This window comes from Pseudomonas sp. Q1-7 (assembly GCF_028010285.1).
Taxonomy (GTDB): domain Bacteria; phylum Pseudomonadota; class Gammaproteobacteria; order Pseudomonadales; family Pseudomonadaceae; genus Metapseudomonas.
On record NZ_CP116304.1, the window covers coordinates 836690 to 848958 of the forward strand.

At 59.5% G+C, this 12269-nt stretch carries 12 protein-coding genes; all 12 read left to right on the plus strand.

What is annotated here, in order from left to right; translation table 11 throughout:
• Positions 1-8 precede the first annotated feature (8 nt).
• The 12 genes from rpoC to rplV all read left to right on the plus strand — a co-directional run bounded on the left by rpoC (position 9) and on the right by rplV (position 12269).
• The gene (gene rpoC / locus PJW05_RS03765; protein WP_271410426.1) at positions 9-4214 is read left to right on the plus strand and encodes a DNA-directed RNA polymerase subunit beta'; all 4206 of its coding nucleotides are present in this window, start codon (positions 9-11) and stop codon (positions 4212-4214) included.
• 163 nt (positions 4215-4377) lie between these two features.
• The gene (gene rpsL, locus PJW05_RS03770; RefSeq protein WP_003448708.1) at positions 4378-4749 is read left to right on the plus strand and encodes a 30S ribosomal protein S12; all 372 of its coding nucleotides are present in this window, start codon (positions 4378-4380) and stop codon (positions 4747-4749) included.
• Between the two features lie 109 nt (positions 4750-4858).
• The gene (gene rpsG / locus PJW05_RS03775) at positions 4859-5329 is read left to right on the plus strand and encodes a 30S ribosomal protein S7 (protein ID WP_151131571.1); all 471 of its coding nucleotides are present in this window, start codon (positions 4859-4861) and stop codon (positions 5327-5329) included.
• 18 nt (positions 5330-5347) lie between these two features.
• Positions 5348-7477, plus strand: a complete 2130-nt coding sequence (gene fusA / locus PJW05_RS03780; RefSeq protein ID WP_271410427.1) for an elongation factor G — start codon at positions 5348-5350, stop codon at positions 7475-7477.
• A 30-nt stretch (positions 7478-7507) separates the two neighbouring features.
• Positions 7508-8701, plus strand: a complete 1194-nt coding sequence (gene tuf, locus PJW05_RS03785; protein ID WP_271410421.1) for an elongation factor Tu — start codon at positions 7508-7510, stop codon at positions 8699-8701.
• A gap of 154 nt (positions 8702-8855) precedes the next feature.
• Complete coding sequence (gene rpsJ / locus PJW05_RS03790; RefSeq protein ID WP_003243886.1) at positions 8856-9167, plus strand: 30S ribosomal protein S10; 312 nt, start codon at positions 8856-8858, stop codon at positions 9165-9167.
• Positions 9168-9251: 84 nt separating this feature from the next.
• Entirely contained in the window at positions 9252-9887 is a 636-nt protein-coding gene (gene rplC, locus PJW05_RS03795; protein WP_271410428.1) for a 50S ribosomal protein L3, read from the plus strand.
• A 14-nt stretch (positions 9888-9901) separates the two neighbouring features.
• A complete protein-coding gene (rplD, locus tag PJW05_RS03800) occupies positions 9902-10504 on the plus strand; it encodes a 50S ribosomal protein L4 (protein WP_271410429.1) in 603 nt (200 codons plus the stop codon).
• Positions 10501-10800, plus strand: coding sequence for a 50S ribosomal protein L23 (gene rplW, locus PJW05_RS03805; protein ID WP_044870895.1), 300 nt, complete (start codon positions 10501-10503; stop codon positions 10798-10800). The genes rplD and rplW overlap by 4 nt, the downstream gene beginning before the upstream one ends.
• A gap of 11 nt (positions 10801-10811) precedes the next feature.
• Positions 10812-11633 carry a 50S ribosomal protein L2 gene (gene rplB / locus PJW05_RS03810; RefSeq protein ID WP_271410430.1) on the plus strand — a complete coding sequence of 274 codons (822 nt, stop codon included), beginning with the start codon at positions 10812-10814 and terminating at the stop codon, positions 11631-11633.
• Positions 11634-11647: 14 nt separating this feature from the next.
• The gene (rpsS, locus tag PJW05_RS03815; RefSeq protein ID WP_016490535.1) at positions 11648-11923 is read left to right on the plus strand and encodes a 30S ribosomal protein S19; all 276 of its coding nucleotides are present in this window, start codon (positions 11648-11650) and stop codon (positions 11921-11923) included.
• Positions 11924-11936: 13 nt separating this feature from the next.
• Complete coding sequence (rplV, locus tag PJW05_RS03820) at positions 11937-12269, plus strand: 50S ribosomal protein L22 (protein WP_007161246.1); 333 nt, start codon at positions 11937-11939, stop codon at positions 12267-12269.

Below are 12269 nucleotides of genomic sequence, written 5' to 3' on the forward strand. Positions count from 1 at the left end.
GAAAGGCCTTGAAAGACTTGCTGAATCTGTTGAAAAACCAGGGTCAAATCGAAGAGTTCGATGCCATCCGTATTGGTCTGGCCTCGCCCGAGATGATCCGTTCCTGGTCCTTCGGTGAAGTGAAGAAGCCGGAGACCATCAACTACCGTACCTTCAAGCCGGAGCGCGACGGCCTGTTCTGCGCCAAGATCTTTGGCCCGGTCAAGGACTACGAGTGCCTGTGCGGTAAGTACAAGCGCCTCAAGCATCGCGGCGTGATCTGCGAGAAGTGCGGCGTGGAAGTCGCGCTGGCCAAGGTGCGCCGTGAGCGCATGGGCCACATCGAGCTGGCTTCGCCCGTTGCCCACATCTGGTTTCTGAAGTCCCTGCCGTCCCGTATCGGCCTGCTGCTGGACATGACCCTGCGCGATATCGAGCGCGTGCTCTATTTCGAGAGCTACGTCGTGATCGACCCGGGCATGACCACCCTGGAAAAGAACCAACTGCTGAACGACGAGCAGTACTTCGAAGCCCTCGAGGAGTTCGGTGACGACTTCGACGCCCGCATGGGTGCCGAGGCTGTCCGCGAGCTGCTCAACGCCATTGACCTGGACCACGAGATCGGCCGCCTGCGCGAAGAGATTCCGCAGACCAACTCGGAAACCAAGATCAAGAAACTGTCCAAGCGCCTGAAGCTGATGGAAGCCTTCAAGGATTCCGGCAACCATCCCGAGTGGATGGTGCTGACCGTCCTGCCGGTGCTGCCGCCGGACCTGCGTCCGCTGGTTCCGCTGGATGGCGGCCGCTTCGCGACTTCCGACCTGAACGATCTGTATCGTCGCGTCATCAACCGTAACAACCGCCTGAAGCGCCTGCTCGACCTCGCTGCGCCGGACATCATCGTGCGCAACGAAAAGCGCATGCTGCAGGAAGCCGTCGATGCCCTGCTGGACAACGGCCGTCGTGGCCGCGCCATCACTGGCTCGAACAAGCGCCCGCTGAAGTCCCTGGCCGACATGATCAAGGGCAAGCAAGGCCGCTTCCGTCAGAACCTGCTCGGTAAGCGCGTGGACTACTCCGGTCGTTCCGTGATCACCGTGGGTCCGACCCTGCGCCTGCATCAGTGCGGTCTGCCGAAGAAGATGGCGCTCGAGCTGTTCAAGCCGTTCATTTTCGGCAAGCTCGAAGCCCGTGGCATGGCGACCACCATCAAGGCCGCCAAGAAGATGGTCGAGCGCGAGCTGCCCGAGGTCTGGGACGTACTCGCCGAAGTCATCCGCGAACACCCCGTGTTGCTGAACCGCGCGCCGACCCTGCACCGTCTGGGTATCCAGGCGTTCGAGCCGGTACTGATCGAAGGCAAGGCCATCCAGCTGCACCCGCTGGTCTGTGCCGCGTACAACGCCGACTTCGACGGTGACCAGATGGCCGTTCACGTTCCGCTGACCCTCGAGGCCCAGCTGGAAGCGCGCGCGCTGATGATGTCCACCAACAACATCCTGTCCCCCGCCAACGGCGAGCCGATCATCGTGCCGTCGCAGGACGTGGTACTGGGTCTGTACTACATGACCCGCGAAGCCGTTAACGCCAAGGGCGAAGGTCGCGTGTTCGCAGACCTGCAGGAAGTCGACCGCGTGTTCCGCGCCGGCGAAGCATCCCTGCACGCCCGCGTGAAAGTGCGGATCAACGAGACCGTGAAGGAAAAGGACGGCTCCATTTCCAAGAACACCCGCATCGTCGACACCACCGTCGGCCGTGCGCTGCTGTTCCAGGTGGTCCCGGCCGGCCTGTCCTTCGATGTGGTCAACCAGCCGATGAAGAAGAAGGCGATCTCCAAGCTGATCAACCTGTGCTATCGCGTGGTGGGTCTGAAGGACACCGTCATCTTCGCTGACCAGCTGATGTATACCGGTTTCGCCTACTCCACCATTTCCGGCGTCTCCATTGGCGTGAACGACTTCGTCATCCCCGACGAGAAAGCGCGCATCATCGATGCCGCCACCGAGGAAGTGAAGGAAATCGAATCCCAGTACGCCTCCGGCCTGGTAACCCAGGGCGAGAAGTACAACAAGGTGATCGACCTCTGGTCCAAGGCCAACGACGAAGTGTCCAAGGCGATGATGGCCAACCTCTCGAAAGAGAAGGTTGTCGATCGCGAGGGCAAGGAGGTCGACCAGGAGTCCTTCAACTCCATGTACATGATGGCGGACTCCGGTGCGCGGGGTTCCGCGGCCCAGATCCGTCAGCTGGCCGGTATGCGTGGCCTGATGGCCAAGCCGGACGGCTCCATCATCGAGACCCCCATCACCGCGAACTTCCGTGAAGGCCTGAACGTACTCCAGTACTTCATCTCCACCCACGGTGCTCGTAAGGGTCTGGCGGATACCGCGCTGAAAACCGCGAACTCCGGTTACCTGACCCGTCGTCTCGTCGACGTCGCCCAGGACCTGGTAGTGACCGAGATCGACTGCGGCACCGAGCATGGTCTGCTGATGACTCCGCACATCGAAGGTGGCGACGTGGTTGAGCCCCTGGGTGAGCGCGTGCTGGGCCGTGTCATTGCCCGTGACGTGTTCAAGCCGGGTAGCGACGATGGCGAAGTCATCGTTCCCGCCGGCACCCTGATCGACGAGAAGTGGGTCGAGTTCATCGAGCGCATGAGCGTCGACGAAGTGGTGGTGCGTTCGCCCATCACCTGCGAAACCCGTTACGGCATCTGCGCCAAGTGCTACGGCCGCGATCTCGCTCGTGGTCACCAGGTGAACATCGGTGAGGCAGTGGGCGTAATCGCTGCCCAGTCCATCGGTGAGCCGGGTACGCAGCTGACCATGCGTACCTTCCACATCGGTGGTGCCGCAAGCCGTACCTCGGCTGCCGACAACGTCCAGGTGAAGAACGGCGGTACCATCCGTCTGCACAACCTGAAGCACGTTGAGCGTGCTGACGGTGCCCTGGTTGCGGTATCCCGTTCCGGCGAACTGGCCGTTGCCGACGACTTCGGTCGCGAGCGCGAGCGCTACAAGCTGCCGTACGGCGCCGTGATTTCCGTGAAGGAAGGTGACAAGGTCGATCCGGGCGCAATCGTCGCCAAGTGGGACCCGCACACCCACCCCATCGTGACCGAAATGAAGGGTACCGTGACCTTCGTCGGCATGGAGGAGGGCATCACCATCAAGCGTCAGACCGACGAACTCACCGGCCTGACCAACATCGAGGTTCTGGATCCGAAGGATCGTCCGGCCGCCGGCAAGGATATTCGTCCGGCCGTGAAGCTGGTCGACGCCAATGGCAAGGAGCTGCTGCTGCCGGGTACCGACGTTCCCGCCCAGTACTTCCTGCCGGCGAACGCCCTGGTGGGTGTGGCTGACGGTGCCCAGGTGGGCGTGGGTGACGTTATCGCCCGTATCCCGCAGGAAACCTCGAAGACCCGCGACATCACCGGTGGTCTGCCGCGCGTGGCCGACCTCTTCGAAGCGCGTCGTCCGAAAGAGCCTTCGATTCTGGCGGAAATCAGCGGCACCATCTCCTTCGGCAAGGAGACCAAGGGCAAGCGCCGTCTGGTCATCACCCCGAACGACGGTACTGATCCTTACGAGGAGCTGATTCCGAAGTGGCGTCACCTGAACGTGTTCGAAGGTGAGCAGGTGAACCGCGGCGAAGTGATCTCCGACGGCCCGAGCAACCCGCATGACATCCTGCGCCTGCTGGGTGTGAGCGCGCTGGCCAAGTACATCGTCAACGAGATCCAGGACGTGTACCGCCTGCAGGGCGTGAAGATCAACGACAAGCACATCGAGACCATTCTGCGTCAGATGCTGCGTAAAGTGGAAATTGCCGAGTCCGGCGACTCCAGCTTCATCAAGGGCGACCAGATGGAGCTGACCCAGGTGCTGGAGGAAAACGAGCGTCTGTCGACCGAAGATCGCTTCATTGCGAAGTTCGAGCGCGTTCTGCTGGGTATCACCAAGGCCTCGCTGTCTACCGAGTCGTTCATCTCCGCAGCGTCCTTCCAGGAAACCACTCGCGTCCTCACCGAAGCGGCGGTTACTGGTAAGCGCGACTACCTGCGCGGCTTGAAGGAAAACGTGGTGGTGGGTCGCCTGATTCCGGCCGGTACCGGCCTGGCCTACCACAGCGAGCGCAAGCGCCAGCGCGAGGCCGGCAAGCCGGTTCGCGTAAGCGCGAGCGAAGTGGAAGCGGCGCTCACCGAAGCGCTGAATTCCGGCAGCAACTAAGTGCGATGCCCCTGGCGGTCATGAACCGCCAGGGGCATCGCCTTGACGGGGGCATTGAGTCTCTTTAGACTCATGCACCCCTAAATTTGGCAGGGCGTATTGCCCTGTCATTTTGCTTTCTTTGTAAGGCAATAGCGTCGAAAGACAACAGTGGAGCAATTAGATGGCAACTATTAACCAGCTGGTGCGTAAGCCGCGCAGCCGTATCGTCGAGAAATCCGACGTACCTGCGCTGCAGAACTGCCCGCAGCGTCGCGGCGTTTGCACCCGCGTCTACACCACCACGCCGAAGAAGCCGAACTCCGCACTCCGTAAGGTTTGCCGTGTTCGCCTGACCAACGGCTACGAAGTCACTTCGTATATCGGTGGCGAAGGTCACAACCTGCAAGAGCACAGCGTAGTGCTGATCCGTGGCGGTCGTGTAAAGGACCTCCCGGGTGTGCGTTACCACACCGTTCGCGGTTCGCTGGATACCACCGGCGTCAAAGACCGTAAGCAGGGTCGTTCCAAGTACGGTACCAAGCGTCCGAAGTAATTCGGTGCTTTGTCAGTTTTCATATTCATTGAGTCGATAAGAGTAAGGTCGGGCGTAACCAAATGGTTATGGTCCCGGGCTAACCTGAAGACCGTTTGAGGGCTTATCAATGCCAAGACGTCGTGTAGCAGCAAAACGTGAGATCCTGGACGATCCGAAGTACGGAAGCCAGATTCTCGCCAAGTTCATGAACCACGTGATGGAAAGCGGCAAGAAGGCCGTAGCCGAGCGCATCGTTTATGGTGCTCTGGATACCGTCAAATCCCGCAAGAACAGCGATCCCCTGGAAATCTTCGAGAAAGCTCTCGACGCCATCGCTCCGCTGGTCGAAGTAAAGTCCCGCCGTGTCGGCGGTGCCACTTACCAGGTTCCGGTCGAAGTTCGTCCGTCCCGTCGTAATGCCCTGGCCATGCGTTGGCTGGTTGAGTCCGCGCGCAAGCGTGGTGAGAAATCCATGGCCCTGCGCCTGGCTGGCGAGCTGCTGGATGCCTTCGATGGCAAGGGCGCCGCTGTCAAGAAGCGTGAAGACGTGCACCGCATGGCAGAGGCCAACAAGGCCTTCTCGCATTATCGCTTCTAATCTAGCGAGGATTTTTTCGTGGCTCGTACAACCCCTATCAACCGCTACCGTAACATCGGTATCTGCGCACACGTAGACGCCGGTAAGACCACCACTACGGAGCGGATCCTGTTCTACACAGGTCTCAGCCACAAAATGGGTGAGGTGCATGACGGCGCCGCCACTACCGACTGGATGGTGCAGGAGCAGGAGCGTGGTATCACCATTACCTCCGCTGCTGTGACCACTTTCTGGAAGGGTTCCCGTGGTCAGTATGACAACTACCGCGTCAACGTAATCGACACCCCCGGTCACGTCGACTTCACCATCGAAGTGGAGCGCTCCCTGCGTGTTCTCGACGGTGCGGTCGTTGTGTTCTGCGGTACTTCCGGCGTTGAGCCTCAGTCCGAAACCGTATGGCGTCAGGCCAACAAGTACGGTGTTCCGCGCGTCGTCTACGTGAACAAGATGGACCGTGCTGGCGCCAACTTCCTGCGCGTAGTTGGTCAGATCAAGAATCGTCTGGGTCACACCCCGGTCCCGGTTCAGCTGGCTATCGGCGCCGAGGATGACTTCCAGGGCCAGATCGACCTGATCAAGATGAAGGCGATCTACTGGAACGAAGACGACAAGGGCACTACCTACCGCGAGGAAGAAATTCCCGCCGAGCTCCAGGCCCTGGCTGAAGAATGGCGCAACAACATGGTTGAAGCCGCCGCCGAAGCCAACGAAGAGCTGATGAACAAGTACCTGGAAGAGGGTGAGCTGACCGTCGAGGAAATCAAGGCAGGTCTGCGCGCTCGTACTCTCGCCAGCGAAATCGTTCCGGCCGTTTGCGGTTCCTCCTTCAAGAACAAGGGTGTGCCCCTGGTTCTGGATGCCGTGATCGACTTCCTGCCGGCTCCGACCGAGATCCCGCCGATTCAGGGCGTCCACCCGGATAGCACTGATGACAACGAGATCCATGACGAGCGTCGTGCGGACGATACCGAGCCCTTCTCGGCTCTGGCGTTCAAGATCGCTACCGACCCCTTCGTCGGTACTCTGACCTTCGCTCGTGTTTACTCCGGCGTCCTGGCTTCCGGCGACTCCGTGCTGAACTCGGTCAAGGGCAAGAAAGAGCGTGTAGGTCGGATGGTGCAAATGCACGCCAACCAGCGTGAAGAGATCAAGGAATGCCGCGCTGGCGACATTGCGGCCCTGATCGGTATGAAGGACGTCACCACCGGTGACACCCTGTGCGATATCGAGAAACCAATCGTTCTCGAGCGCATGGACTTCCCGGAGCCCGTAATCTCGGTAGCTGTAGAGCCGAAGACCAAGGCCGACCAGGAGAAAATGGGTATTGCCCTCGGCAAGCTGGCCCAGGAAGACCCGTCGTTCCGCGTGAAGACCGACGAAGAAACCGGCCAGACCATCATTTCCGGCATGGGTGAGTTGCACCTGGATATCATCGTCGACCGCATGAAGCGCGAATTCGGCGTTGAGGCCAACATCGGCAAGCCTCAGGTTTCCTACCGCGAAACCATCTCCAAGGACAACGTGGAGATCGAAGGCAAGTTCGTTCGTCAGTCCGGCGGTCGTGGCCAGTTCGGTCACTGCTGGATCCGCTTCTCTGCCGCCGACGTGGACGAGAAGGGCAACATTGCCGAGGGTCTGGTGTTCACCAACGAAGTCGTGGGTGGTGTGGTTCCGAAGGAATACATCCCGGCGATCCAGAAGGGTATCGAAGAGCAGATGAAGAACGGCGTCGTTGCCGGCTATCCGCTCATCGGCCTGAAGGCTACTGTCTTCGACGGCTCCTACCATGACGTCGACTCCAACGAGATGGCGTTCAAGATCGCTGCCTCCATGGCGACCAAGCAACTGGCCCAGAAGGGCGGTGGTAAGGTGCTTGAGCCGATCATGAAGGTAGAGGTGGTGACCCCCGAGGACTACATGGGTGACGTGATGGGCGACCTGAACCGTCGTCGTGGTCTGATTCAGGGGATGGAGGACTCGGTTTCCGGTAAGGTTATCCGTGCCGAGGTTCCGCTGGGCGAGATGTTCGGTTATGCGACCGACGTGCGTTCCATGTCCCAGGGTCGCGCGAGCTACTCCATGGAATTCTCCAAATACGCAGAAGCTCCGTCGAACATCGTCGAAGCGCTGGTTAAAAAACAAGGTTGATTCAGCCCTTTAAGTAAGAGGTTTACTGTCGTGGCTAAGGAAAAATTCGAACGTAACAAACCGCACGTCAACGTTGGCACCATTGGTCACGTTGACCACGGTAAGACCACTCTGACCGCTGCGCTGACCAAGGTTTGCTCCGAGACCTGGGGTGGTGCTGCTCGTGCTTTCGACCAGATCGACAACGCGCCGGAAGAGAAGGCTCGCGGTATCACCATCAACACCTCCCACGTTGAGTACGATTCCGCCATTCGTCACTACGCTCACGTTGACTGCCCCGGTCACGCTGACTACGTGAAGAACATGATCACCGGTGCTGCCCAGATGGACGGCGCGATCCTGGTTTGCTCCGCTGCCGACGGCCCCATGCCGCAGACTCGCGAGCACATCCTGCTGTCCCGTCAGGTAGGCGTACCCTACATCGTCGTATTCCTGAACAAGGCCGACATGGTCGACGACGCCGAGCTGCTGGAACTGGTCGAAATGGAAGTTCGCGACCTGCTGAACACCTACGACTTCCCGGGTGACGACACTCCGATCGTGATCGGCTCTGCTCTGATGGCCCTGGAAGGCAAGGACGACAACGAAATCGGCGTTTCCGCTGTTCGTAAACTGGTTGAGACCCTGGACTCCTACATTCCGGAGCCGGTGCGTGCCATCGACCAGCCGTTCCTGATGCCGATCGAAGACGTGTTCTCCATCTCCGGTCGCGGCACCGTGGTTACCGGTCGTGTTGAGCGCGGTATCGTCAAGGTGGGCGAGGAAATCGAGATCGTCGGTATCCGTCCGACCACCAAGACCACCTGCACCGGTGTGGAAATGTTCCGCAAGCTGCTCGACGAAGGTCGTGCTGGCGAGAACGTTGGCGCCCTGCTGCGCGGCACCAAGCGTGATGACGTAGAGCGTGGTCAGGTTCTGGCCAAGCCGGGCACCATCAAGCCGCACACCAAGTTCGAGTGCGAAGTGTACGTGCTGTCCAAGGAAGAAGGCGGTCGCCACACTCCGTTCTTCAAGGGCTACCGTCCGCAGTTCTACTTCCGTACCACTGACGTGACCGGTAACTGTGAGCTGCCGGAAGGCGTTGAGATGGTAATGCCGGGCGACAACATCAAGATGGTTGTCACCCTGATCGCCCCGATCGCCATGGAAGACGGCCTGCGTTTCGCGATCCGCGAAGGTGGCCGTACCGTTGGTGCCGGCGTGGTTGCCAAGATCATCGAGTAATCGAGGATCTCGCTAGAGAAAAGGGCCCTTCGGGGCCCTTTTCTTTTGGTTGGTCAAAAGTTGACACCCATTCGGCGCATCCGTACAATCACGCCTCCTTTTAACGGGCGTAGTCCGTCCGTTGGGGATAGCAGAGATAGAGTCTGAGGTCAAAATGCAAAACCAACAAATCCGTATTCGGTTGAAGGCTTTTGACCATCGCCTGATCGATCAATCCACCCAGGAAATCGTGGAAACCGCGAAACGTACTGGTGCTCAGGTGCGTGGTCCTATTCCTCTGCCTACTCGCAAAGAGCGGTACACCGTTCTGATCTCCCCGCACGTCAACAAAGACGCGCGTGATCAGTACGAAATTCGTACCCACAAGCGTGTTCTGGACATCGTCCAGCCGACGGATAAAACCGTCGATGCGCTGATGAAGCTCGACCTTGCGGCAGGCGTGGAAGTGCAGATCAGCCTCGGCTAATAACCTTCGGGTTTTAGTCGTGTAACGCTCTGAAATGGGCGGCCATAGCGGGTGAAAGCCCCGTACACTCATGAGGTTTACAACATGACTATTGGTGTAGTCGGTCGTAAGTGCGGCATGACCCGCATTTTCACCGAAGAAGGTGTCTCCATTCCGGTTACGGTCATCGAGATCGAGCCGAATCGTGTGACCCAGTTCAAGAGCGAAGAGAGCGATGGCTACCGCGCCGTGCAGGTGACTGTCGGTGAGCGTCGTGCCTCTCGTGTGACCAAGGCTCAGGCTGGTCATTTCGCCAAGGCGAACGTGGCTGCTGGTCGTGGCGTCTGGGAATTCCGTCTCGAAGACGGCGAGTTCCAGGCTGGCGATCAACTGACTGCCGAGCTGTTCCAAGCGGGTCAACTGGTAGACGTTACCGGTCAGTCCAAGGGTAAAGGCTATGCCGGTACCATCAAGCGCTGGAACTTCCGTGGTCAGGACAATACCCACGGTAACTCCGTTTCCCACCGCGCCCCGGGTTCTATTGGCCAGTGCCAGACTCCTGGTCGTGTCTTCAAGGGCAAGAAAATGTCCGGTCATCTGGGCGCTGAGCGCGTGACCGTGCAGTCCCTGGAAGTTGTGCGTGTCGATGCAGAACGCAATCTGCTGCTGGTCAAGGGTGCCGTTCCCGGCGCTACCGGCGGTGATGTCGTTGTGCGTCCGGCAGCCAAGGCTCGTGGTTAAGAGGGGAAGCTGAGATGCAATTGAATGTAAATGGCGCTCAGGCTATCGAAGTCTCCGAGCGTACCTTTGGCGGTGAGTTCAACGAGACCCTGGTTCACCAGGCTGTCGTCGCCTACATGGCCGGTGGTCGTCAGGGCACTCGCGCGCAGAAGACCCGTTCCGAAGTATCCGGTGGCGGCAAGAAGCCCTGGCGTCAGAAGGGCACCGGTCGTGCTCGTGCTGGCACCATTCGCAGCCCCATCTGGCGCTCCGGTGGTACCACCTTCGCTGCCAAGCCCCAGGATCACTCCCAGAAGCTCAACAAGAAGATGTACCGCGCTGCCCTGCGCTCCATTCTTGCCGAGCTGGTTCGTCAGGACCGTCTGGTAGTGGTTGAGGACTTCGCTGTTGAAGCCCCGAAAACCAAGACTCTGCTGGGTAAGCTGAACGGCCTGGGTCTGACCGACGTGCTGATCGTTTCCGAGGCCGTTGATCAGAACCTGTATCTGGCTGCTCGCAACCTGCCGCACGTTGATGTTCGCGACGTCCAAGGTTCCGATCCGGTTAGCCTGATCGCCTACGACAAAGTCCTGATCACCGTGTCTGCCGTGAAGAAATTCGAGGAGCTGCTGGCATGAACCAGGAACGCGTATTCAAGGTGCTGGTTGGTCCGCACATCTCCGAGAAGGCCACCATGCTGGCAGACAGCAAGGGCCAGTTCGTTTTCAAGGTTGCCACTGATGCAACCAAGCTGGAAATCAAGAAGGCCGTAGAAAGCCTGTTCAGCGTGAAAGTCGCTCGCGTCACCACCCTCAATGTGAAGGGCAAGACCAAGCGTACCGTTCGTGGTCTGGGCAAGCGTAACGACTGGAAGAAAGCGTACATCGCTCTTCAGCCGGGCCAAGATCTCGATTTCGCCAGCAGCGCTGAGTAAAGGGGTGCATCATGGCAATCGTTAAGTGCAAACCGACTTCCGCTGGCCGCCGTTTCGTGGTCAAGGTGGTCAACCAGGAGCTGCACAAAGGCGCTCCCTACGCTCCGCTGGTCGAGAAGAAGTCGAAGACCGGTGGTCGTAACAACAACGGCCGCATCACCACTCGCCACATCGGCGGTGGTCACAAGCAGCACTACCGTCTGGTCGACTTCCGTCGCAACAAGGATGGCATTCCTGCCACCGTTGAGCGCATCGAATACGATCCTAACCGTACTGCTCATATCGCTCTGCTGAAGTACGCCGACGGCGAGCGTCGCTACATCATCGCGCCGAAGGGCGTGAGCGCTGGCGACCAGCTGATCTCGGGTGTCAATGCACCGATCAAGGCCGGTAACACCCTGCCGCTGCGTAACATCCCGGTTGGTAGCACCATTCACGGCATCGAACTCAAGCCCGGCAAAGGCGCGCAAATCGCCCGTTCCGCTGGTGCCTCCGTTCAGCTGGTTGCCCGTGAAGGCGCCTACGTAACCCTGCGTCTGCGTTCCGGCGAGATGCGTAAAGTCCTGGCCGAGTGCCGTGCGACCCTGGGCGAAGTCTCGAACTCCGAGCACAGCCTGCGTTCGCTGGGTAAAGCCGGTGCCAAGCGCTGGCGTGGTGTTCGCCCGACCGTTCGCGGCGTGGCGATGAACCCGGTAGACCACCCGCATGGTGGTGGTGAAGGTCGTACCTCTGGTGGCCGTCATCCGGTGTCTCCGTGGGGCTTCCCGACCAAGGGTGCGAAGACCCGCGCGAACAAGCGCACCGACAACATGATCGTCCGTCGCCGTAAATAACTGAGGATACGACAGTGCCGCGTTCTCTGAAAAAAGGTCCTTTTATCGATCTTCACCTACTGAAGAAGATCGAAGTGGCGGTGGAAAAGAACGATCGCAAGCCGGTGAAAACCTGGTCGCGTCGCTCCATCGTACTGCCGCAAATGGTCGGTCTGACCATCGCTGTGCATAACGGTCGTCAACACGTCCCGGTCCTCGTGAACGAAGACATGGTCGGCCACAAACTGGGCGAGTTCGCCGCTACCCGCACCTATCGCGGGCACGCTGCGGACAAGAAAGCCAAGCGTTAAGGGGTAAGGAACGATGGAAGTAGCCGCTAAGCTGTCGGGCGCTCGAATCTCCGCCCAGAAAGCCCGCTTGGTCGCCGACCAGATCCGCGGGAAGAAGGTGGGCGAAGCGCTCAACCTGTTGACTTTCAGCAGCAAGAAAGCCGCTGAGATCATGAAGAAAGTGCTCGAATCGGCCGTGGCCAACGCTGAGCACAACGAAGGCGCAGACGTGGATGACCTGAAGGTTTCCACCGTTTTCGTCAACGAGGGGCGTTCGCTGAAGCGCATCATGCCGCGTGCCAAGGGCCGTGCTGATCGCATCGTCAAGCGGTCTTGCCATATCACTGTCAAGGTTGCGGACAAGTAA